The organism is Pseudomonas sp. Z3-8, assembly GCF_051131975.1.
In the GTDB taxonomy this organism is placed as follows: domain Bacteria; phylum Pseudomonadota; class Gammaproteobacteria; order Pseudomonadales; family Pseudomonadaceae; genus Aquipseudomonas.
In genome coordinates, this window is the sequence record NZ_CP071643.1 from 3,904,973 (window position 1) to 3,928,147 (window position 23,175).

At 63.7% G+C, this 23,175-nt stretch carries 20 protein-coding genes; 12 read left to right on the plus strand and 8 right to left on the minus strand.

Features of this window, described 5'->3' with window-relative positions; translation table 11 throughout:
* Nucleotides 1-27 precede the first annotated feature (27 nt).
* The 11 genes from nuoG to J3P94_RS17775 all read left to right on the plus strand — a co-directional run bounded on the left by nuoG (nucleotide 28) and on the right by J3P94_RS17775 (nucleotide 11,594).
* Nucleotides 28-2,742 carry an NADH-quinone oxidoreductase subunit NuoG gene (gene nuoG, locus J3P94_RS17725; RefSeq protein WP_434569025.1) on the plus strand — a complete coding sequence of 905 codons (2,715 nt, stop codon included), beginning with the start codon at nucleotides 28-30 and terminating at the stop codon, nucleotides 2,740-2,742.
* Nucleotides 2,739-3,746 carry an NADH-quinone oxidoreductase subunit NuoH gene (gene nuoH, locus J3P94_RS17730; protein ID WP_434569026.1) on the plus strand — a complete coding sequence of 336 codons (1,008 nt, stop codon included), beginning with the start codon at nucleotides 2,739-2,741 and terminating at the stop codon, nucleotides 3,744-3,746. The genes nuoG and nuoH overlap by 4 nt, the downstream gene beginning before the upstream one ends.
* Nucleotides 3,747-3,757: 11 nt before the next feature.
* Complete coding sequence (nuoI, locus tag J3P94_RS17735; RefSeq protein WP_072392816.1) at nucleotides 3,758-4,306, plus strand: NADH-quinone oxidoreductase subunit NuoI; 549 nt, start codon at nucleotides 3,758-3,760, stop codon at nucleotides 4,304-4,306.
* Between the two features lie 9 nt (nucleotides 4,307-4,315).
* Nucleotides 4,316-4,816, plus strand: a complete 501-nt coding sequence (gene nuoJ, locus J3P94_RS17740) for an NADH-quinone oxidoreductase subunit J (protein WP_030141317.1) — start codon at nucleotides 4,316-4,318, stop codon at nucleotides 4,814-4,816.
* Nucleotides 4,817-4,820: 4 nt separating this feature from the next.
* Nucleotides 4,821-5,129 (plus strand): NADH-quinone oxidoreductase subunit NuoK, encoded by a 309-nt coding sequence (gene nuoK, locus J3P94_RS17745; protein ID WP_003180046.1) that lies wholly within the window; start codon nucleotides 4,821-4,823, stop codon nucleotides 5,127-5,129.
* A complete protein-coding gene (gene nuoL, locus J3P94_RS17750; protein ID WP_434569027.1) occupies nucleotides 5,126-6,979 on the plus strand; it encodes an NADH-quinone oxidoreductase subunit L in 1,854 nt (617 codons plus the stop codon). Before nuoK ends, nuoL begins: the two co-directional genes overlap by 4 nt.
* Before the next feature lie 39 nt (nucleotides 6,980-7,018).
* Nucleotides 7,019-8,551: an NADH-quinone oxidoreductase subunit M gene (gene nuoM, locus J3P94_RS17755; protein ID WP_434569028.1), complete on the plus strand. Its 1,533-nt coding sequence runs from the start codon at nucleotides 7,019-7,021 to the stop codon at nucleotides 8,549-8,551.
* Nucleotides 8,552-8,558: 7 nt separating this feature from the next.
* Nucleotides 8,559-10,022 carry an NADH-quinone oxidoreductase subunit NuoN gene (gene nuoN, locus J3P94_RS17760; RefSeq protein ID WP_256228933.1) on the plus strand — a complete coding sequence of 488 codons (1,464 nt, stop codon included), beginning with the start codon at nucleotides 8,559-8,561 and terminating at the stop codon, nucleotides 10,020-10,022.
* A 324-nt stretch (nucleotides 10,023-10,346) separates the two neighbouring features.
* Complete coding sequence (locus J3P94_RS17765) at nucleotides 10,347-10,619, plus strand: CopG family ribbon-helix-helix protein (protein WP_434569029.1); 273 nt, start codon at nucleotides 10,347-10,349, stop codon at nucleotides 10,617-10,619.
* Nucleotides 10,619-10,894, plus strand: a complete 276-nt coding sequence (locus J3P94_RS17770; protein ID WP_434569030.1) for a type II toxin-antitoxin system RelE/ParE family toxin — start codon at nucleotides 10,619-10,621, stop codon at nucleotides 10,892-10,894. Before J3P94_RS17765 ends, J3P94_RS17770 begins: the two co-directional genes overlap by 1 nt.
* Before the next feature lie 226 nt (nucleotides 10,895-11,120).
* Complete coding sequence (locus tag J3P94_RS17775) at nucleotides 11,121-11,594, plus strand: hemerythrin domain-containing protein (protein ID WP_305495568.1); 474 nt, start codon at nucleotides 11,121-11,123, stop codon at nucleotides 11,592-11,594.
* Between the two features lie 56 nt (nucleotides 11,595-11,650).
* Here J3P94_RS17775 and J3P94_RS17780 read toward each other — a convergent pair whose 3' ends face one another.
* The 7 genes from J3P94_RS17780 to J3P94_RS17810 all read right to left on the minus strand — a co-directional run bounded on the left by J3P94_RS17780 (nucleotide 11,651) and on the right by J3P94_RS17810 (nucleotide 18,389).
* Entirely contained in the window at nucleotides 11,651-12,529 is an 879-nt protein-coding gene (locus J3P94_RS17780) for a LysR family transcriptional regulator (protein WP_434569031.1), read from the minus strand.
* A gap of 244 nt (nucleotides 12,530-12,773) precedes the next feature.
* On the minus strand, nucleotides 12,774-13,403 hold the full coding sequence (gene ycaC / locus J3P94_RS17785) for an isochorismate family cysteine hydrolase YcaC (protein WP_030141308.1): 630 nt from the start codon (nucleotides 13,401-13,403) through the stop codon (nucleotides 12,774-12,776).
* Between the two features lie 158 nt (nucleotides 13,404-13,561).
* Nucleotides 13,562-15,400, minus strand: coding sequence for an amidohydrolase (locus tag J3P94_RS17790; protein ID WP_434574241.1), 1,839 nt, complete (start codon nucleotides 15,398-15,400; stop codon nucleotides 13,562-13,564).
* Between the two features lie 118 nt (nucleotides 15,401-15,518).
* Nucleotides 15,519-16,157, minus strand: a complete 639-nt coding sequence (locus J3P94_RS17795; protein WP_434569032.1) for an antibiotic biosynthesis monooxygenase — start codon at nucleotides 16,155-16,157, stop codon at nucleotides 15,519-15,521.
* On the minus strand, nucleotides 16,150-16,563 hold the full coding sequence (locus J3P94_RS17800; RefSeq protein WP_434569033.1) for a DoxX family protein: 414 nt from the start codon (nucleotides 16,561-16,563) through the stop codon (nucleotides 16,150-16,152). Before J3P94_RS17800 ends, J3P94_RS17795 begins: the two co-directional genes overlap by 8 nt.
* Nucleotides 16,560-17,507 (minus strand): LysR family transcriptional regulator, encoded by a 948-nt coding sequence (locus J3P94_RS17805; protein ID WP_305495573.1) that lies wholly within the window; start codon nucleotides 17,505-17,507, stop codon nucleotides 16,560-16,562. Before J3P94_RS17805 ends, J3P94_RS17800 begins: the two co-directional genes overlap by 4 nt.
* Nucleotides 17,508-17,567: 60 nt before the next feature.
* A complete protein-coding gene (locus J3P94_RS17810; protein WP_305495574.1) occupies nucleotides 17,568-18,389 on the minus strand; it encodes an alpha/beta fold hydrolase in 822 nt (273 codons plus the stop codon).
* A 362-nt stretch (nucleotides 18,390-18,751) separates the two neighbouring features.
* On the opposite strand from J3P94_RS17810, the gene J3P94_RS17815 reads away from it, so the two are divergent.
* Nucleotides 18,752-21,562, plus strand: a complete 2,811-nt coding sequence (locus J3P94_RS17815; protein WP_434569034.1) for an ATP-binding protein — start codon at nucleotides 18,752-18,754, stop codon at nucleotides 21,560-21,562.
* On the opposite strand, the gene J3P94_RS17820 is transcribed toward J3P94_RS17815, so the two are convergent.
* Entirely contained in the window at nucleotides 21,509-23,017 is a 1,509-nt protein-coding gene (locus J3P94_RS17820) for an ATP-binding protein (protein WP_434569035.1), read from the minus strand. The two genes, J3P94_RS17815 and J3P94_RS17820, sit on opposite strands and share 54 nt — an antisense overlap.
* Nucleotides 23,018-23,175 lie beyond the last annotated feature (158 nt).

Sequence of the window (23,175 nt, forward strand, 5' to 3'; positions counted from 1 at the left end):
CACCGGGCCAACGAAGAACTTTGAACCATGGCCACTATCCACGTAGACGGCAAAGAGCTCGAAGTCGATGGCGCAGACAACCTGTTACAGGCATGTCTGTCGCTGGGCCTCGACATTCCTTATTTCTGCTGGCACCCCGCCCTTGGCAGCGTTGGCGCCTGTCGCCAGTGCGCGGTCAAGCAGTACACCGACGAGAACGACAAGCGTGGTCGGATCGTCATGTCCTGCATGACCCCCGCCACCGACGGCAGCTGGATCTCCATCGACGACGAAGAAGCGAAAGTGTTTCGCGCCAGCGTCGTCGAATGGCTGATGACCAACCACCCTCACGACTGCCCGGTCTGTGAGGAAGGCGGCCACTGCCACCTGCAAGACATGACCGTGATGACCGGCCACAACGAGCGCCGTTATCGCTTCACCAAGCGCACCCACCAGAACCAGGACCTCGGCCCGTTCATTTCCCACGAGATGAACCGCTGCATCGCCTGCTACCGTTGCGTGCGTTTCTACAAGGACTACGCCGGCGGCACCGACCTCGGTGTGTTCGGCGCCCACGACAACGTGTACTTCGGTCGCGTTGAAGACGGCACCCTGGAAAGCGAGTTCTCCGGCAACCTCACCGAGGTCTGCCCGACCGGTGTGTTCACCGACAAGACGCATTCCGAGCGCTACAACCGCAAGTGGGACATGCAGTTCTCACCGAGCATCTGCCATGGCTGCTCCAGCGGCTGCAACATCAGCCCGGGCGAGCGCTACGGCGAACTGCGGCGCATCGAAAACCGCTACAACGGTTCGGTGAACCAGTATTTCCTCTGCGACCGCGGCCGTTTCGGCTATGGCTACGTCAATCGCAAGGACCGCCCGCGCCAGCCGCTGCTCGCCAATGGCGCCAAGCTGAGCCTGGACGAAGCCCTGGACAAGGCCGCCGAACTGCTGCGCGGTCGCAACATTGTCGGCATCGGTTCGCCACGGGCCAGCCTGGAAAGCAACTACGCCCTGCGTGAGCTGGTCGGCGCCGAGCACTTCTACAGCGGCATCGAAGCCGGCGAGCTGGAACGTATTCGCCTGGTGCTGCAAGTGCTCAAGGACAGCCCACTGCCCGTGCCGACGATGCGCGACATCGAAGATCACGACGCGGTGTTCGTCCTCGGCGAAGACCTGACCCAGACCGCCGCCCGCATGGCCCTGGCCCTGCGCCAGTCGGTAAAAGGCAAGGCCGAGGACATGGCCGACGCCATGCGCGTCCAGCCATGGCTCGACGCTGCGGTGAAGAACATCGGCCAGCACGCGCTGAACCCGCTGTTCATCGCCAGCCTCGCTGAAACCAAGCTCGACGACGTCGCCGAAGAATGCGTCCACGCCGCTCCGGACGACCTCGCGCGCATCGGTTTTGCCGTCGCCCACGCCCTGGACGCCAGCGCCCCGGCCGTCGACGGCCTGGACAGCGAAGCCGCCGGCCTGGCCCAGCGCATCGCCGACGCCCTGCTGGCGGCCAAGCGTCCATTGATCATCGCCGGCACCTCGCTGGGTTCCAAGGCGCTGATCGAAGCCGCCGCCAACATCGCCAAGGCCCTGAAGCTGCGCGAGAAGAACGGTTCCATCAGCCTGGTCGTGCCGGAAGCCAACAGCCTCGGCCTGGCCATGCTCGGTGGCGAATCGGTCGATGCCGCCCTGCAAGCAGTGATCGACGGTAGCGCCGACGCCATCGTGGTGCTGGAGAACGACCTGTTCACCCGCACCGACAATGCCAAGGTCGATGCTGCGCTGAACGCTGCCAAAGTCGTCATCGTCGCCGACCATCAGAAAACCGCCACCACCGACCGCGCCGACCTGGTGCTGCCGGCGGCGAGCTTCGCCGAAGGCGACGGTACGCTGGTCAGCCAGGAAGGTCGCGCCCAGCGCTTCTTCCAGGTCTTCGACCCGCAATACCTGGACGCCAGCATCCTGGTCCACGAAGGCTGGCGCTGGCTGCATGCCTTGCGCGCGACCCTGCTGAACCAGCCGATCGACTGGACCCAGCTGGACCACGTCACCGCCGCTGTTGCCTCGAGCAGCCCGCAGTTGAACCGCATCGTCGACGCCGCGCCGTCCGCCGCGTTCCGCATCAAGGGCCTGAAGCTGGCGCGCGAACCGCTGCGCTACTCCGGTCGCACCGCGATGCGGGCGAACATCAGCGTGCACGAACCGCGTATGCCGCAGGATCAGGACACCGCGTTCGCCTTCTCCATGGAAGGTTACTCGGGCTCCGCCGAACCGCGCTCCCAGGTGCCGTTCGCCTGGTCGCCGGGCTGGAACTCGCCGCAAGCCTGGAACAAGTTCCAGGACGAAGTCGGCGGTCACCTGCGCGCCGGTGATCCGGGCACCCGCCTGATCGAAAGCCAGGGCGATGGCCTCGGCTGGTTCGCCAGCGTGCCACGCGCCTTCAATCCGGCACCGGGCACCTGGCAGGTCGTGCCGTTCCATCACCTGTTCGGCAGTGAAGAGAACTCTTCCAAGGCCGAGCCGGTGCAGGAGCGCATCCCGGCGGCCTACGTGTCGCTGGCCAAGTCCGAAGCCGATCGCCTGGGCGTCAACGATGGCGCCTTGCTGAGCCTGAACGTTGCGGGCCGGACCTTGCGTCTGCCGCTGCGCATCAATGAAGAACTGGGCGCCGGCCTGGTGGCACTGCCGGCTGGCCTGGCGGGCATTCCACCGGCGATTTTCGGCAAGACTGTCGACGGTCTGCAGGAGGCAGCGCAATGAGCTGGTTCACCCCTGAAGTGATCGCGGTGATCCTGACGGTCCTCAAGGCCATCGTGATCCTGCTGGCCGTGGTGGTCTGCGGCGCGTTGCTGAGCTTCGTCGAACGTCGCCTGCTCGGCTGGTGGCAGGACCGCTACGGTCCGAACCGCGTCGGCCCGTTCGGCATGTTCCAGATCGCCGCCGACATGATCAAGATGTTCTTCAAGGAAGACTGGACCCCGCCGTTTGCCGACAAGGTGATCTTCACCCTGGCACCGGTCGTGGCCATGAGCGCCTTGCTGATCGCCTTCGCGGTCATCCCGATCACCCCGACCTGGGGCGTGGCGGACCTGAACATCGGCCTGCTGTTCTTCTTCGCCATGGCCGGTCTTTCGGTGTACGCGGTGCTGTTCGCCGGTTGGTCGAGCAACAACAAGTTCGCCCTGCTCGGCAGTCTGCGGGCCTCGGCCCAGACCGTGTCCTATGAAGTGTTCATGGGCCTGTCGCTGATGGGCATCGTGATCCAGGCCGGCTCGTTCAACATGCGCGACATCGTCGAGTACCAGGCCCAGAACCTGTGGTTCATCATTCCGCAGTTCTTCGGCTTCTGTACCTTCTTCATCGCTGGCGTGGCCGTGACTCACCGTCACCCCTTCGACCAGCCGGAAGCGGAACAGGAACTGGCCGACGGTTACCACATTGAATATGCCGGCATGAAATGGGGCATGTTCTTCGTTGGCGAGTACATCGGCATCATCCTGATCTCGGCGCTGCTGGTAACGCTGTTCTTCGGTGGCTGGCACGGTCCGTTCGGCATCCTGCCGCAACTGTCCTTCGTCTGGTTCGCCCTGAAGACCGCGTTCTTCATCATGCTGTTCGTCCTGCTGCGCGCCTCGATCCCGCGCCCACGCTACGACCAGGTGATGGACTTCAGCTGGAAATTCTGCCTGCCGCTGACCCTGATCAACATGCTGGTGACCGCTGCGATCGTTTTGTTGAACGCGCCCGCGGCCGCGGTTCAGTGAGGATTTGACCCATGTTCAAATATATTGGCGACATCGTTAAGGGTACCGGTACCCAACTGCGAAGCCTGGTCATGATCTTCGGTCATGGCTTTCGCAAGCGCGACACCCTGCAATACCCGGAAGAAGCGGTCTACCTGGCGCCGCGTTATCGCGGCCGTATCGTCCTGACCCGCGACCCCGACGGCGAGGAACGCTGCGTGGCCTGCAACCTGTGCGCCGTGGCGTGCCCGGTAGGCTGCATCTCGCTGCAGAAAGCCGAGACCGAAGACGGTCGCTGGTACCCGGACTTCTTCCGTATCAACTTCTCGCGCTGCATTTTCTGCGGGTTGTGCGAGGAAGCGTGCCCGACCACCGCGATCCAGCTCACGCCGGATTTCGAAATGGCCGACTTCAAGCGTCAGGACCTGGTGTACGAGAAAGAAGACTTGCTGATTTCCGGTCCCGGTAAAAACCCTGATTACAACTTCTATCGTGTTGCAGGTATGGCCATTGCCGGTAAGCCGAAAGGCGCCGCGCAGAACGAAGCCGAACCGATCAACGTGAAGAGCTTGCTGCCTTAAGGAAGAAAGATGGAATTCGCTTTCTATTTCGCATCGGGTATCGCGGTGGTGTCCACGCTTCGTGTGGTCACCAACACCAACCCTGTGCACGCCCTGCTCTACCTGATCATTTCGCTGATCGCCGTGGCCATGACCTTTTTCGCTCTCGGAGCACCGTTCGCCGGTGCCCTGGAAGTGATCGCCTACGCCGGCGCCATCATGGTGCTGTTCGTATTCGTGGTGATGATGCTCAACCTGGGTCCGGCGGCCGTCCAGCAGGAACGCTCCTGGCTCAAGCCGGGCATCTGGGCCGGGCCGGTGATTCTCTCCGCGCTGCTGCTGGGTGAACTGCTGTATGTGCTGTTCGCCCACCAGAGCGGCCAGGCCATCGGCCACACCACCGTAGGCGCCAAGGCCGTGGGCATCAGCCTGTTCGGTCCGTACCTGCTGGTGGTCGAACTCGCCTCGATGCTGCTGCTTGCCGCAGTTGTCACGGCGTTCCATTTGGGCCGTAACGAGGCGAAGGAGTAATCACATGCCTGCTATCCCTCTTGAGCATGGTCTGGCGGTTGCCGGCATCCTGTTCTGTCTCGGTCTGGTCGGCCTGATGGTCCGCCGCAACATTCTGTTCGTGCTGATGAGCCTGGAGGTCATGATGAATGCCTCCGCCCTGGCCTTCATCGTCGCGGGCGCGCGCTGGGCGCAACCGGATGGACAGATCATGTTCATCCTGGTGATCAGCCTGGCAGCCGCCGAGGCCAGTATCGGCCTGGCGATCCTGTTGCAGCTGTACCGCCGCTTCCACACTCTCGATATTGACGCTGCCAGCGAGATGCGCGGATGAACCTTCTCTTCCTGACTTTCGTATTCCCCCTCATCGGTTTCCTGCTGCTGTCGTTCTCCCGTGGACGCTGGTCGGAAAACCTTTCGGCGCTGGTCGGCGTGGGCTCGATCGGCCTGTCCGCCCTCGTCACCGCCTACGTGATCTGGCAATTCAACGTCGCCCCACCGGAAGGTGGCGCCTACGTGCAGGTGCTGTGGCAGTGGATGGCGGTGGAAGGCTTCACGCCGAACTTCGCCCTCTACCTGGACGGCCTGTCGGTGACCATGCTTGGCGTGGTGGTCGGCGTGGGTTTCCTGATCCACCTGTTCGCCTCTTGGTACATGCGCGGTGAAGCCGGTTACTCGCGCTTCTTCGCCTACACCAACCTGTTCATCGCCAGCATGCTGTTCCTGGTGCTCGGCGATAACCTGTTGTTCCTGTACTTCGGCTGGGAAGGCGTGGGCCTGTGCTCGTACCTGTTGATCGGTTTCTACTACAGCAACCGCAACAACGGTAACGCCGCGCTCAAGGCGTTCATCGTGACCCGCATCGGCGACGTGTTCATGGCCATCGGCCTGTTCATCCTGTTCCAGCAACTGGGCACGCTGAACATCCAGGAGCTGCTGGTGCGTGCTCCGGAGCACTTCAAGGCCGGCGACTTCTGGATCGTCCTGGCGACCCTGATGCTGCTGGGCGGTGCTGTCGGTAAATCCGCGCAACTGCCGCTGCAGACCTGGCTGGCGGACGCGATGGCCGGCCCGACCCCGGTTTCGGCACTGATCCACGCCGCGACCATGGTCACCGCGGGCGTCTACCTGATCGCCCGTACCCATGGCCTGTTCGCCCTGGCGCCGGACATCCTGCACCTGGTCGGCCTCGTTGGTGGCGTGACCCTGGTGCTGGCTGGTTTTGCCGCACTGGTGCAGACCGACATCAAGCGTATCCTCGCCTACTCGACCATGAGCCAGATCGGCTACATGTTCCTGGCCCTGGGCGTCGGCGCCTGGGAAGGCGCGATCTTCCACCTGATGACCCACGCCTTCTTCAAGGCCCTGCTGTTCCTTGCCTCCGGTGCGGTGATCGTGGCCTGCCACCACGAGCAGAACATCTTCAAGATGGGCGGCCTGTGGAAAAAACTGCCGTTGGCCTACGCCAGTTTCATCGTTGGCGGCGCGGCCCTGGCGGCCCTGCCACTGGTCACCGCCGGTTTCTACTCCAAGGACGAAATCCTCTGGGAAGCGTTCGCCAGCGGTAACCAAGGTCTGCTCTACGCCGGCCTGGTGGGTGCGTTCATGACCTCGCTGTACACCTTCCGCCTGATCTTCATCGCGTTCCACGGTGAAGCCAAGACCGAAGCCCACGCCGGCCACGGCATCGCCCATTGGCTGCCGCTGTCGGTGCTGATCGTGCTGTCGACCTTTGTCGGCGCAATGATCACCCCACCGTTGGCCGATGTGCTGCCGCAAAGCGTCGGCCATGCCGGCGGCGAAGCCAAGCACAGCCTGGAAATCGCCTCGGGTGCCATCGCCCTGGCGGGGATCCTGCTGGCCGCCCTGCTGTTCCTTGGCAAGCGCCGCTTCGTCACGGCCATCGCCACCAGCGGCATCGGGCGTTTCCTCTCGGCCTGGTGGTTCGCCGCCTGGGGCTTCGACTGGATCTACGACAAACTGTTCGTCAAGCCATACCTTGCGATCAGCCACATTCTGCGCAAAGACCCGCTCGACCAGACCATTGGCCTGATCCCGCGCATGGCCAAGGGCGGCCACACCGCCTTGAGCCGTACCGAGACCGGTCAACTGCGTTGGTATGCGGCTTCCATGGCGGCTGGCGCCGTGCTGGTTATCGGCGCCATCGTGCTGGTAGCGGTCTGATATGAACCTTGCGAACTTGCGAAAGGAAACGAGCCCGTCATGATTCTGCCCTGGCTAATCCTGATCCCCTTCATCGGCGGCCTGCTGTGCTGGATGGCGGAGCGTTCCAGCTCTACCCTCCCGCGCTGGATTGCGCTGCTGACCATGTCCCTGGAACTCGCGCTCGGCCTCTGGCTGTGGGCGACCGGCGACTATTCATTTGCACCGGCCCCTGGCGCCGATCCGACCTGGGCGCTTGAGTTCAAGCACACCTGGATCGAGCGCTTCGGCATCAGCGTGCACCTGGCCCTCGATGGCCTGTCGCTGCTGATGATCCTGCTGACCGGCCTGCTGGGTATCCTCTCGGTACTCTGCTCCTGGAAAGAGATCCAGCGTCACGTCGGCTTCTTCCACCTGAACCTGATGTGGATCCTGGGCGGTGTCGTCGGCGTGTTCCTGGCGCTGGACCTGTTCATGTTCTTCTTCTTCTGGGAAATGATGCTGGTGCCGATGTACTTCCTCATCGCGCTCTGGGGTCACAGTTCTTCGGATGGCAAGAAAACCCGGATCTACGCGGCGACCAAGTTCTTCATCTTCACCCAGGCTTCCGGCCTGATCATGCTGGTGGCGATCCTTGGCCTGGTGCTGGTGAACTTCAACAACACTGGCGTGATTACCTTCAATTACGCCGACCTGTTGAAAGTGCAGATGTCGCGCACCACCGAATACGTGCTGATGCTGGGCTTCTTCATCGCCTTCGCGGTGAAGCTGCCGGTGGTGCCGTTCCACTCCTGGCTGCCGGACGCCCACGCCCAGGCACCGACCGCCGGTTCCGTGGACCTGGCCGGTATCCTGTTGAAAACGGCGGCCTACGGCCTGCTGCGTTTCGCCCTGCCGCTGTTCCCGAATGCCTCGGCGGAGTTCGCGCCGATTGCCATGACCCTGGGCCTGATCGGGATTTTCTACGGTGCGTTCCTGGCATTTGCCCAGAGCGATATCAAGCGCCTGATCGCCTTCTCCAGCGTCTCGCACATGGGCTTCGTGCTGATCGGGATCTACTCCGGCAGCCAGTTGGCCCTGCAAGGCGCGGTGATCCAGATGCTCGCCCACGGCCTGTCGGCCGCGGCGCTGTTTATCCTCAGCGGTCAGTTGTACGAGCGCCTGCACACCCGGGACATGCGTGAAATGGGCGGCATCTGGTCGCGCATCGCCTACCTGCCGGCCATCAGCCTGTTCTTCGCGGCCGCTTCCCTGGGTCTGCCAGGCACCGGCAACTTCGTCGGCGAGTTCCTGATCCTGATCGGCTCGTTCGTCAGCGCACCGTGGATCACCGCGATCGCGACGTCCGGCCTGGTGTTCGGTTCGGTCTACTCGCTGATCATGATCCACCGCGCCTACTTCGGTCCGGCCAAGTCGGACGAAGTGTTGCGGGGCATGGACGGTCGCGAACTGATCATGGTGCTCGGCCTTGCGGTGCTGCTGGTTTACCTCGGCGTCTACCCGCAACCGTTCCTCGACACCTCTGCCGCCACGATGCATGGCGTGCAGCAGTGGCTCGGCACCGCCTTCTCTCAACTCGCTTCGGCCCGGTAAGAGCGCTATGGAATTCACGATTCAACACTTTATCGCGCTTGCGCCGCTGTTGATTACCAGCGCCACGATCATCGTGGTGATGCTGGCGATCGCCTGGCGGCGCAATCACTCGCAGACCTTCCTGCTGTCGGTGGCGGGGCTGAACCTGGCCTTGCTGTCGATCCTGCCGGCCCTGAAAGTCGCGCCGTTGGCGGTCACGCCACTGATCCAGATCGACAGCTTCGCCTGCCTGTACATGGCGCTGATCCTGGTCGCCACCCTCGCCTGCGTCACCCTCGCCCACGCCTACCTGGGTGACGGCGGTTCGGGTTACCCGGGCAACCGCGAAGAACTGTACCTGCTGATCCTGATGGCCGCCGCCGGTGGCCTGGTCCTGGTCAGCGCGCAGCACCTGGCGAGCTTGTTCATTGGCCTGGAGCTGCTGTCGGTACCGGTCTACGGCCTGGTGGCCTATGCCTTCTTCAACAAGCGCTCCCTGGAAGCCGGCATCAAGTACATGGTGCTGTCGGCGGCCGGTTCCGCGTTCCTGTTGTTCGGCATGGCCCTGCTCTACGCCGAAGCCGGCACCCTGAGCTTCGTCGGCATCGGCCAGGCCCTGGCCGCCACCGGCCTGCCTAGCCCGATCGCGCAACTGGGCCTGGGCATGATGCTGATCGGCCTGGCGTTCAAGCTGTCGCTGGTGCCCTTCCACCTCTGGACCCCGGACGTCTACGAAGGCGCCCCGGCGCCGGTGGCGGCGTTCCTGGCGACCGCTTCGAAAGTGGCGGTGTTCGCGGTGATGGTGCGGCTGTTCCAGATCTCGCCAGTGGCCAGTAGCGGTGTGCTGAACAATGTGCTGACGATCATCGCCATCGCGTCGATCCTGTTCGGTAACCTGCTCGCACTGACCCAGAGCAACCTCAAGCGTCTGCTCGGTTACTCGTCCATCGCCCACTTCGGCTACCTGCTGATCGCCCTGATCGCCAGCAAAGGCCTGGCCGTGGAAGCCATCGGCGTGTACCTGGTGACCTACGTGATCACCAGCCTCGGCGCCTTCGGCGTGATCACCCTGATGTCCTCGCCGTACAACGGCCGCGACGCCGACGCCCTGTACGAATACCGCGGCCTGTTCTGGCGTCGTCCGTACCTGACTGCCGTGCTGACCGTGATGATGCTGTCCCTGGCCGGCATCCCGCTGACCGCCGGCTTCATCGGCAAGTTCTACATCATCGCCACCGGCGTCGAGGCCCACCAGTGGTGGCTGGTCGGCTCCCTGGTGCTGGGCAGTGCCATCGGCGTGTTCTACTACCTGCGCGTGATGGTCACCTTGTACCTGATGGAACCGAACCTGCGTCGTCACGATGCCGAGTTGCACTGGGAACAGAAGGCAGGCGGCGTGATGCTGCTGGCCATCGCGGTGTTGGCGTTCTTCCTCGGTGTGTACCCGCAGCCGTTGCTGACGCTGGTCCAGCAGGCGGGCCTGACCGGCTGATTGCCTGAGCGTCATCGCTGACAAAAATGCCCGTATCGTGAGATGCGGGCATTTTTTTTTAAGCTGGATTTAAAACCGTGGCGAGGGAGCTTGCTCCCGCTGGGTTGCGCAGCAGCCCCATCGCTTTACCGCGTCAGGTCAGGCAGATTTTTACGACTGCTGCGCAGCCGAGCGGGAGCAAGCTCCCTCGCCACGGTTTGGTGGTTTTCTGAGATTGTTATTAGGTTTGATTAGTTTTTTGGCGGCTTAAATCGCAACCAGTCATCTATAATCATCGGCCTAGAAGACTGGCTTGCACCGCCAACCGCCAAGGAGAATTCCGTCATGACAACCACCACGAAAACCCGGTCGGTCACCGCTCATGTCCCGGTGGACCTGGCCGAAAAAATCGATCTGATGGCCGAGCGCCTTGAGCGCTCCAGGAACTGGATCGTTAAACAAGCGCTATCTGCCTGGATCGAACAGGAGGAGGAACGCAGCCGCCTGACTGATGAGGCGTTGGCCGATGTTGACGCTGGCCGTGTGGTTGACCACCAGGCCGTCCAGGCTTGGGCCGATAGCCTCAGCACTGACGCCCCGTTACCGGTACCGCGTTGATGGACTTGAAGTGGACCAGCAAGGCGCTTTCCGACATCGCCCGACTTTATGAATTTCTGGCGCTGGTGAATCAACCCGCCGCCGCGCGAACAGTGCAACAGCTCACGGCGGCGCCTACCGCTCTGCTGACCAACCCGCGCATGGGTGAGCGCCTGGAAGAGTTCGACCCTCGGAACGTGCGCAGAATCCAGGTTGGCCCCTACGAAATGCGCTATGAAATAATCGGCTCCACCCTTTACCTGCTACGCCTGTGGCACACACGCGAAGATCGGTGACCCTGGGCTCGATCAGCCACCAGCGCCCTTGGCAGCGCAAAGTGCAAGGCGTTTTCAGCGGGCCTCATGCAGCCTGCACGATGGCGAAAATTCTCGATAATTCAAGTCATTGATTTCAAAGATTTTTATCAAGCGACTCGGCTGGCACGGTGGATGCACCTGTCCTTGTTACGTGGCGTCGGCGCTCGAAGCCGGCCCGCATCCGTGAATGACCGAGGAGCAACACATGAACGCCATCGACCTGTTGAAAGCCGACCACGAACGCGTGAAGGGCATCCTGTCCCAGTTGAGCGAATCAACCGACCGCGCTATCAAGAAACGCACCGAACTGTTGGCCAAGCTGGAAATGGAAGTGTCCATCCATACTCGCCTGGAAGAAGAAATCCTTTATCCGGCCTTCAAACAGGAAGGTGGCAAGGATGAAGCCGAGATGTACTACGAAGCCAAGGAAGAGCACCGTACCGTCGATTCCCTGGTGCTGCCCGACCTGAAAAACACCGACCCTTCCCAACCTGAGTTCGCCGGTCGCGTGAAAGTGGTCAAGGAGCTGCTCGAGCATCACATCGAAGAAGAAGAGGAAGAAATGTTCCCTAAAGCCGAAGAAATCCTCGGCAAGGCCAAGCTCGAAGAACTGGGCAACCAGATGGAAGCCGTGAAGGCCCAGTACAAGAAAGAGTTCACCGCCAACCTGGCTGCCTGATCCAGGCGTCTTGAAATTCAGCCGTCCCTGGGACGGCTGAATGCGTTTTGCGCTACCTACTGCATGTGTTCACGCAAGAATTCCACCAACGCTCGCACCGGTCGCGAGCTTTGTCGGTGTTGCGGATAGACCGCCGACAGCGTCAACGGCTCGGTCTCGAATCCCTCCAACACCTGGATCAGCCGCCCATCCCTCAACGCCTCACCGAGGATGAAGGTCGGCAGATAAGTAATCCCCATGCCGGCAATCGCCGCATCCCTGAGCAAGTCGCCGTTATTGGCACGCATGCGTCCCACCACTTCCAGCGCCAACGGCTTGCCCTTTCCGGCGAATCGCCACTGCACCTGACGGCTGTGCCCGTACGGCAAACAGTCGTGGGTGCGCAGGTCTTCCGGTCGCGTCGGCGTGCCTCGCTGCGCCAGGTAGGCGGCGCTGGCGCAATACACTCGCTCGATACTCGCAATGCGCCGGGCGATCAGGGTCGAATCTTCCAGCACGCCGATCCTCAGTGCGAGGTCGTACCCCTCCCCCAGCAGGTCCACCGAACGATCACTCAGGTCGACCTCAACGGTGACATCCGGGTAGCGCTGCAAGAACAGCGGCAGCAGGCTGCCCAGGTGCGCCACGGCGAAGGACAACGGAGCGCTGAGGCGGATGGTTCCGCGCGGCTCGCTGGTCTGGCCACTGATGCCCTGCTCCACCTGCTCGACTTCGCTGAGCAGGCGCAACGCCGCCTCGTGATAACGCTGGCCCAGCGGAGTGACGTCCAGCCGGCGCGTCGAGCGATTGAGCAACCGAACCCCCAGCCGCTGCTCCAGCTCCATCAACTTGCGACTGACGAACTGCTTGGACAGCCCGAGCTTGTCCGCCGCGGCGGTGAAACTGCCCGACTCCATGACCTGGGCAAAGATGCGCATTTCTTCGAAGGGGTTCATTGTCATTACGTGGGTGGACAGTCATCGGGTTCCAGCGGGCATTGTGGTCTTGGCAGGTCAGATTGACCAGCTGTTGAATGTGCCGGCCTCATCGCGAGCAAGCTCGCTCCCACAGGGATTCGAGGCGTTCACAAATCACCTGTGGGAGCGAGCTTGCTCGCGATGAGGCCAGTACAGCTGCCCACCATCAAAGGCCCGACACAAAAACGCCCGCACAAGGCGGGCGTCGTCCAGCAAGGCGCGCTTACTTGGCGGTCAGCGCCGAGTAGCTGTTCATCAGGTTGCGGTAGTTGGGGATGCGCTGGGACAGCAGGTTGCCCAGGCCTTCGATGTCGTTGCGCCAGTCGCGGTGCAGCTCACAGGCCACCGAGAACCAGTTCATCATCTGCGCGCCGGCGGCGGTCATGCGCACCCAGGCGGCCTGTTGCACGGTTTCGTTGAACGTACCCGAGGCGTCGGTGACGACAAACACGTCGAAACCTTCAGCCAGGGCCGACAGGGTCGGGAACGCCACGCAGACATCGGTCACTACGCCGGCGATGATCAATTGCTTGCGGCCGGTGGCCTTGATCGCCTTGACGAAGTCTTCGTTGTCCCAGGCATTGATCTGGCCAGGGCGCGGAATATACGGCGCGTCCGGGAACATTTCCTTGAGCTCCGGCACGATCGGGCCATTGGGGCCCTGTTCGAAACTGGTGGTCAGGATGGTCGGCAGGCCAAAAAACTTGGCCAGGTCAGCCAGGGCCAGCACGTTGTTCTTGAACTCGTTGGGCGAGAAATCCTGGACCAGGGAAATCAGGCCAGTCTGGTGATCGACCAGCAGGACCACCGCGTCGTCTTTATTCAGGCGGTTGTAGGCGGGAACGTTGCTCATGGGATGACTCCTTTGGGATGGATATATTGAAACCAATGTGGGAGCGAGCTTGCTCGCGATAGCGGAGTGTCAGGCGGCGGCACGTTGAATGTTCCGCCGCCATCGTCGGATCGCCGCCCGGAGCAAGCTCGCTCCCACAGGGGAATTCCGCGTCTCAGTTAAAAGGCAAAACACGAACAGCCAAACGCGCCCCAGAAACCCTGGAAGTCGCTGACCGGGACGTTCGACAAGCGCGCCCGTTCATGGCTGTGGGAATGCACCTTGCACGGCCCACTGCACTGGTGGACTTGCGCCTGCAATGGCGAAGCCGGGCGCCAGTGGCCGGGAACCTTGACCACCGGCGACCAGTCCGGCAGTACCGGGACGCTGGCCGGGCCGAGTTTTTCGAAGTCGCCGGCGGCGTAGACGACCTTGCCGTCCACCACGGTCAGCACCGATTCGATCCACTTGATGGCTTCTTCCTCGACGCTGAAGAAATCCGCGCTCAGGGCTGCCAGGTCCGCCAGTTGGCCAACCTTGATCTGGCCCTTCTTGCCCTGCTCCGAGGAGAACCAGGCGCTGCCATGGGTGAACAGCTCCAACGCGGTCAGCCGCGGCAGGCCTTCTTCGTGCAGCGAGAGGCCGCCGACGGTGCGGCCGCTGACCATCCAGTACAGCGATGTCCACGGGTTGTAGCTGGAGACCCGGGTGGCGTCGGTGCCGGCGCCCACCGGTACGCCTTCGGCCAGCATGCGCTTGATCGGTGGCGTGGCTTCGGCGGCCTTGGCGCCGTAGCGGTCGACGAAATATTCACCCTGGAAGGCCATGCGGTCCTGGATCGCGATGCCACCGCCCAGCGCCCGGACCCGCTCGATGTTTTTCGGCGTGATGGTCTCGGCGTGGTCGAAGAACCACGGCAGGCCGTTGAACGGAATGTCGCGGTTGACCTTCTCGAACACGTCGAGCATGCGGCTGATGGATTCGTCATAGGTGGCGTGCAGGCGGAACGGCCAGCGCTGCTCGACCAGATGACGCACCACCGGCTCCAGGTCCTGCTCCATGCCCGGCGGCAGGTCCGGACGCGGTTCGAGGAAGTCTTCGAAGTCCGCCGCCGAGAACACCAGCATTTCACCGGCACCGTTGTGCCGCAGGAAGTCATCGCCCTGGTGCAGCTTGACGCTGCCGGTCCAGTTCTTGAAGTCGGTGAGCTCTTCCTTGGGCTTCTGGGTGAACAGGTTGTAGGCGATGCGCACCGTCAACTGCTGCTCGCGAGCCAACTGCTCGATGACTTCGTAGTCGTCCGGGTAGTTCTGATAGCCGCCGCCGGCGTCGATCGCGCTGGTCAGGCCCAGGCGGTTGAGCTCGCGCATGAACTGGCGGGTGGAGTTGACCTGGTATTCCAGCGGCAGCTTCGGCCCTTTCGCCAGCGTCGAGTAAAGGATCATCGCGTTGGGCCGCGCCACCAGCATGCCGGTCGGATTCCCGTTGGCATCGCGAACGATCTCGCCGCCCGGCGGGTTCGGCGTGTCGCGGGTGTAGCCGGCCACCCGCAGCGCGGCGCGGTTGAGCAAGGCGCGGTCATACAGGTGCAACACGAACACCGGGGTGTCGGGCGCGGCCTGGTTCAGTTCTTCCAGGGTCGGCAGGCGTTTTTCGGCGAACTGGAATTCGTTCCAGCCCCCCACCACCCGTACCCATTGCGGGGTCGGGGTGCGATCGGCCTGGTCCTTGAGCATGCGCAAGGCGTCGGCCAAAGACGGCACGCCTTCCCAACGCAGTTCCAGGTTGTAGTTAAGGCCACCGCGGATCAGGTGCAGGTGCGAGTCGTTGAGGCCGGGAATGACGGTGCGGCCCTTGAGGTCGATGACCTGGGTGCCGCTGCCACGCAAGGCCATGGCCTCGGAATCGGTGCCCACGGCGACGAAACGGCCCTGGCTGATGGCAACCGCGCTGGCGCGAGGTTTTTCACGGTCGACGGTATGGAACTGGCCATTGAACAGAATCAGATCGGCGTTCATTGGATGTCCTTCTGGATGGGAAGATGAAAGAGACAGGCGTGGCCAGAAAGCCGCCGCCGCGCTGAGCAGGGATCCGGCGGCCAGCAACTGGCGGCGCAGCGGATCGGTCGGGTCGTCTTTATTGGCCATCGCCGGGCTCCAGGTGTTGGTGGGCCTTGGACGCTTCCAGCCACGGCGCGAACAGACGCGTCGCCAGCGGCATGCACACGTACACCACCGAGAGCACGATGGTCACGGTGATCAGGAACGTGGCGACCACGTAATTCGACAGAAACGCGTTGAGTTGCAGCAGCGGGCCCCAGAGCAACGGCACCAGCAAGGTGTGCGGCAGGATGACCAGCAAGGTCACCACCGATTGCTTCCAGCGCGGTGGCGGCGTGGCGGCATCCGCCAGCGGGGCGAACCAGAATTCCTTGTGCGGGGCGACTTCTGTCTGGTCGCCGTCCGCCAGCAGCGGCGCGGCCTCTTCCACCAGTTCGCGGCGCTCGGGCGAGTCCAGCCAGCGCTGCATGGCCTCGGTGGAGCAGAACCGCAGCACGCAGGTGAACAGCGACAACCCACCCTGCTTGCCCCGGACTACGTCCACGCCCAGATGCCCCGGCCATTGGCCGGCCACGCTGACGATGCGCCGCAACCAGGCTTCATAGGCGCCGTCCTGCCCGGACTTGACCCGGTGCTTGACTACCAGGGTGACGATTTCATCGAAGCCGGGGATCGCCGGGATCGCGGTTGATTCAAGGGTTTGGGATTCAGGCATGACGCAGCACTCCAGCAAAACGCGCGTTGATCGCCAGGCCTCCCGGGCCGGCAATGAACACGCTGGTAAATATGATCAGCAGCAACCAACCGAACTGGCCTTCTTCCAGGCTCCATTGCGGGTGCACCACGAGGAGCGCCACGGCCAGCAGGAAGAGGATGGGCAAGCACGCCAGGCGCACCAGCACGCCGGCCATGATCAGCAGCGGGCAAAGCACCTCGGCGAAAATCGCCAGGATCAGCGTGGGCGCCGTGCCGAGGTGGAACGGGTCTTCGATGCGGGTCAGCTCGGCGCTGTAGTTCAGCAGCTTCGGCAAGCCATGGACCCACAGCAAAAACAGCGCGCCGCTCAGGCGCAGGAACAGCAGGCCGAGGTCCTGCATGCGGCGTTCGTCAGTGGCGTTCATCGGTGAGCTCCGGCCGGGTCCGTCGAGGCGGCTGCCGGCAACGGTTGGGACATGTGGGTGGCGATGCGCGAGCGCAGCCAGCGCTCGGCGGGGTCGTTGTCGTGGACGCCGCTCCAGACCATCGACAACTCGGCGGCATTGATCTCGAACGGCGGGTCTTCGGCGCGCAAGGCGCAGCCCTCCACCAGCGCGCAGGCGGCGTAGTCCGGTACCGTGGCGATCAGCTCGGTGCCGGCCAGCAAGGCGCGCAGGCCGCTGAATTGCGGCACCGCCAAGACCACTTTGCGGGCCCGGCCGATGCGCGCCAGGTCCAGGTCGATGTTGCCGCTCAGGTCGCCAGAGAACGACACCATGGCGTGGGGTCGCGAGCAGTAGTCATCCAGGGTCAGCGGCCCCGGACGCTTGTCGCCACGCAGGACCTTGCAGGGAATGTCCCGCAGTTTCTTGCGCTTGGCATTGGCCGGCAGGTCGGTGGTGTAGCTGACGCCGACGCTGATTTCGCCGCTGGCGAGCAACGACGACATCAGCAGAAAATTGGCCCGGCGCACCACCACGATGATGCCCGGCGCTTCTTCGCGCAATTGACTGAGCAGCGGTGGAAACAGGCCGAATTCGGCATCGTCGGACAGACCGATGCGGAACACGTCGCAACTGGTGGACGGGTCGAACGCCTTGGCCCGGCTGACCGCGCCGGAAATGGTGTCCATGGCCGGCTGCAATTCTTGCAGGATCGCCAGGGCCCGAGGCGTCGGTTCCATGCCCCGGCCGTGACGGATCAGCAGCGGATCATCGAACAGATCCCGCAGCCGCCCGAGCGCCGCGCTCACCGCCGGTTGGCCCATGAACAGCTTCTCGGCGACGCGGGTCAGGTTCTTCTCGAACATCAGCGCCTCGAAGATAACCAGCAGGTTCATGTCGAGGCGGCGTAGATCGTTGCGGTTCATGGGTGTGAGGTCCTGTTTAAACTGTGGGAGCTGGCTTGCTCCCACAGGTTCATGGCTTGATCAACCCTGGATGAACGCCAGCAGGTCGGCGTTCAGCCGGTCCTTGTGGGTGTCGGTCAGACCATGGGGCGCGCCCGGATAGACCAGCAGCTGCGAGTTCTTGAGCAGCTTGGCGGCCGCGATGCCGGCGGTTTCGATCGGCACGACCTGGTCGTCATCGCCATGCACCACCAGGGTCGGCACATCGATGTTGCGCAGGTCTTCGGAAAGATCGGTCTCCGAGAAGGCCTTGATGCAGTCATAGGCGTTCTTGTGGCCGGCGAGCATGCCCTGCATCCAGAACCAGTCGATCATGCCCTGGGACACCTTGGCACCCGGACGGTTGGCGCCGAAAAACGCGCTGGCCACATCCTTGTATAGCTGAGAACGGTCGGCCAGGGAGGCCTGGCGGAAGCCGTCGAACACCTCGATGGGCAGGCCGCCAGGGTTGGCCGCGGTCCTGAGCATCAGCGGCGTGACCGCCGAGATCAGGCCGAGCTTGGCGACGCGGGCGGCGCCATGCCGACCGATGTAGCGCGCCACTTCGCCACCGCCGGTGGAGAAACCGAGCAACACCGCGTCCTTGAGATCCAGGCGCTCGATCAGCTCGGCCAGGTCATCGGCGTAGGTGTCCATGTCATTGCCGTCCCAGGGCTGGCTGGAACGCCCGTGACCACGACGGTCGTGGGCAATCACCCGATAGCCGTTGGACGCCAGGAACATCATTTGCGCCTCCCAACTGTCCGAATTCAACGGCCAGCCGTGGCTGAAGACCACCGGTTGGCCACTGCCCCAATCCTTGTAGTAGATCTCGGTGCCGTCGCGGGTGATGAAGGTGCTCATGACGTGATTCCTTGAGGTCGGTGGATCAATCAATGGTCCGGCCAGGAGAGGCATGTGCGTGAGTTAAACGTTGTTAATTTTTTTGGGACTGAGGTGTTAACAAGCTACTGGAGAGCACATTTGTGGCGAGGGAGCTTGCTCCCGCTGGGTCGGTCCGACGTCTCGGGCGCAGCAGCCCCGGAATTGTCACTTCGGTGTGCCAGATTGGTTGGGGTGGTGCTTTTGGGGCCGCTTCGCGGCCCAGCGGGAGCAAGCTCCCTCGCCACGGGTCGTGGGTTGGAACAAGACGCCTTACCGTTGCGCTTGACGCAAAACCTGAGGAATATGCTCGGGTACAGCGGGAACAGAACCTTGAGCAGACCATGAGCCAATACCTCAGCCTGCCCGTCGAACAGACGGTGCATTTCGGCCCCTACCGGGTCCATCCGCGCCAGCGCCTGGTGCTGGAGGGCGGGCAACCGTTGCGCCTGGGGCGGCGAGCGGTGGAGATCCTGCTGGTGCTGCTCGAACACGCCGGCCAAGTGGTGAGCAAGCAGCAACTGATCGCCCGGGTCTGGCCGAAAAGCGTGGTGGAGGACACCAACCTGCGGGTTCACGTGGCGGCGTTGCGCAAGGCCCTGGGCGACGGCCAGGCCGGCCAGCGTTATATCGTCACGGTGGCGCAGCGCGGCTACAGTTTTGTCGCGCCGGTGACATTCGAAGCGCCCGAGGAACTGGCGCGCATCCCACACCCCTCCCTGGCACGCAACCTGCCGCCGCGCCGTACCCGCATGATCGGCCGCCAGGGCCTGGTGGAGAGCCTGGTGGCGCAGCTTCCGCGCAAACGCTTCATCAGCCTGGTCGGCAGCGGCGGCATCGGCAAGACCACCGTCGCCTTGCGGGTTGCCGAACGGCTGCTCGGCCAGTACCGCGACGGCACCTGCCTGCTGGACCTGGCCTCGCTCAACGACGCGACCATGATCGCCCCCAACCTCTGTGCGCTGCTGGAGCTGACGCTGCATGACGGCGAACCGCTTGACGCGATCGTCCGGCAACTCAAGGACCGCCATCTGCTGCTGGTCATCGACACCTGTGAACACCTGATCGATGCCGTTGCGCTGCTCTGCGAAACCTTGCTGCGCGGCGCGCCTCACCTGCACATCCTGGCCACCAGCCGCGAAGGCCTGCGCGCCGAAGGCGAACACGTGCAGCGCCTCGATTCGCTGGCGTTTCCGCCAAGGGGCATGGTCATCGAAGGTTATCCGGCCCTGGAATTCCCGGCGCTGCAACTGTTCGCCGAACGGGCGATGGCCAGCCAGGACGATTTTGAGCTGACGGACCACGAGGTTCCGCTGATCGTCGATATCTGCCAGCGGCTCGACGGAATTCCCCTGGCGATCGAACTGGCCGCCGCCCAGGTCGGGCGCTTTGGGCTGGAGGCGCTATGCCGGCAACTGCAAGACAGCGTCGCCCTGCTCGACCATGACAGGCACGCCAGCGCACCGCGCCAGCAGACCCTGCGCGCCACGGTGGACTGGAGCTTCGCGCTGCTCACGCCGTGCGAACAGACCTGCCTGCGGCGCCTCGCGGTGTTCATGGGCAGTTTCAACCTGGCGTCGGCCGCGGCAGTCATCGTCGGCCAGCATGTCGCGCCGGAACAGGTACTGGTCTCGATCAGCCAGTTGGTGGCGAAATCGTTGCTCAACGTCGAGATCGGCGACGATGAGGTCCGTTATCGGTTGCTGGACACCACGCGCAGCTACGCCCTGGAAAAACTGCTGGAGGCCGGGGAACTGGCCGCCACCCGGGAGCGCCACGCCGAGCGCTGCCTGACGCTCATGGAACAGGCTGAAAAGGATTGGGAAAACACTTCTACGCGCGTGTGGATCGCACGGTACGCGGCCTATCGGGACGACATCCGCGCGGCGCTCGACCGCGGGCTGGGCCCGCAGGGTTCGCACGCCGTGGCGATCCGTCTGGCCGCGCGCACCCTGCCGCTCTGGCAAGAGCTGTCGCTGCTCAAGGAGCACGGGCTGTATGTCAGCAAGGCGCGGGCGCTGCTACGGGCCAGCCCCTCGCCGTGCCCGAGATTGACCCTCGCCCTGGAACTGGCCCATGGCAGTTTCAACTACCACACCGAGGGCGGTACGCCGGCCACTGTCGAGGCCTTCGTCACGGCCCGCCACCTGGCCCGGCAGTGCCAGGACCGGGCGGGAGAATTGCGCGCATTGTCGGGCCTCATGACGGTCAATCTCAGCGCCGGCCGCTATCAGCAGGCGCTGGAGCAAAGCCTGGATTTCGATCGCCTGGGCCTGCCGGGCGACCCGGTCCTGTCCTTGAGTACCCAGCGCCTGCGGGTGCTGGCGCTGCATTTCACCGGCGACCAGGACGGCGCGCGACGTGACGCCGAGCAGGTCATCCAGCGCCTGGCCCAGAATGGTCACCTGAGCCGCTTCAGCCACGGTTTCGGCGTGCAATACGAGCAGAGCGTGGCCGCGCTGACAATCCTGTCGCGCATCCTCTGGCTGCAAGGCTTCGCCGAAAAAGCCCGGCGCACGGCCAACCTTGCGCTACAGATTGCCCTGCAGATCAACCACGGCCTTTCGATCTGCTACACCCTGGCGATCGCCGGTTGCGTGATCGCCCATTACACCGGCGATCAGCCGACCGCCCGGGAACGGCTGGACATGTTGAAGCAGCAGGCCAAACGCCATTCGGTCATGCTGTTCCATGATTGGGCTGGCCATTACGAGCGCGCCTTCGACGGCGCCAGTCCGCAGTCGCACTGGAGCGCTTGCGGCCTGATCCAAGATACCGTCGTCACTCTGCGCGGCTATGCCGTCAGCCCGCAGCAGATCGAGCGCGCCCATAGCGGCGCGGCAGGCTGGTGCTCGGCGGAAATCCTGCGCGTCGCTGCCGAAGCGTTGCTGGCCGAGGGAAAGGCGAGCGCAGAAAGCCGTGCCGAAGAGTACTTGCACGCCGCGCTGGCGGTAGCCCGCAGCCAAGGCGCGCTGGCCTGGCAATTACGCAGTGCCATGTCCCTGGCCCGGCTGTGGCAACGGCGCGGCCAGGATGCGGCAGCGCAGGATGTGCTCGCTTCGGTCTATCGGCGCTTCAGCGAAGGATTCGACACACCCGACCTAAAGGAAGCCGGCGCGCTGCTCCAGACGCTGACTCGCCAGCTCGGGTCTTGAACGTCGCGCCAGCCAGGCCTCCTGCAACACGTAGCGCCGATGGAGCGACTGCCACTGGCCAGCGCGGCGCAACTTTTCCAAGGCATAGGCACGCGTGGTATTGAGCAGGTGGTAGCGATTGCCTTCGGCACCTTGTTCAACCATCACCAACGACTGCTTGACCAGCCGTGACAGCAGCCAGGGCAATCGCCCCACCCCGACGTCGGTGCAACTGACCACAGCCAGCGCAGCCTTCAACGTGAACGGTTCCTCGAACACCGCCAGCCGCTGGAACACCGTCCGTTCGTCGCTGCCCAAGCGCTCGAAACTCCAATCCAGCGCCGCATCAAGGCTGCGGTGGCGCGCCACGGCTGTACGGCGGCCGTGGCTCAACAGCGACAGACCGTAGTCCAACTGCTCCAGGACCCCCGCCACACCCAGCACATCAACCTGGGCCGCCGCCAGCTCCAGCGCCAACGGCAACCCGTCCAGGCGCTGGCAGATTTGTGCGAGAGGCGCGAGGTCGCGCTCACCCGGCTTGAAGCCCTGCTGTCGGGCACCGACCCGATCAACCAGCAAGCGCACCGCCGGACTCGCCAATATCAGGTGGCCGGGCTCGCTGGCCGTCGCCACGGCCAGACCGGCCAATTGCACGACCTGTTCATCTGCAAGCTCCAAGGCTTCGCGACTGCTCAACAACAGCGATACGCCAGGGGCCGCTGAGCGCAGCGTCAAGGCCAGCTCCCGGCAGGCATCGAGCAGGTGTTCGGCGCCATCGAGCACCAGCAACATCCGGCACGATTGCAGGCACTGTTCCAGCGAGCCGCCCGTCAGGCCAAGGGTTTGCATGATCCGCGGGCAGACCTCGGCCGGGTCGCTGATCGCCGCCAGGTCAATAAACCAGGCGCCGTCGGCAAAATGCTCAAGCAACAGTTCCGCCGCCCGCGACACCACCGTGGTCTTGCCGATACCGCCCGGGCCGACGACGGTGGTCAGGGGCTGGCGAGGAACCTCGACCAACAGCCGTCCCAGCAGCTTGTCGCGACCGATCACCGGGCTCAGGCGCGCGGGCAGATTGTGCCGCTCGGAGCGCCTGGCGCCGGATGATTCGGCACTCGGCTGTGGGGTCAGGGGCACGGCGAAGCAGTAGCCCTGGCGCGGATGATTGAGAATGTAGCGGTTGCCATCCTGTCCGGCACCGAACGCCCGCCGTAAGGCGGCGATGTGCACCCGCAGGTTGATGTCTTCCACCACGCTGTCGGGCCAGACCTGGGCGATCAGGGTTTGCTTGCTGACGAAGGCGCCCGCATGGGCAACCAGCAAGTGCAGGATGTCCAGGGCGCGACCGCCCAAGGCCAGGGGCTCGCCATCGCGGGTAACCAGCCGCTGCTGGCGGTGAAAGACAAACGGACCGAAGCGCACCGTTGTTTCGGTGCTCACCGCTGTTGCGGCGCAAGGTTTGGTGAAGCTGTTCATGAGCGATCCAGCGACAGAAAACCGGTCCGGGCGTGGCGCTGCGGATTACCGCACACACCTGCCCTGGCTCCTGCGCATCCTTTGCAGAGGGTTCGCCGTTATCTTGGCAGCCACAGGGCAGAGAACAATGCTGGCACAGGACGCATCACGGACATCAC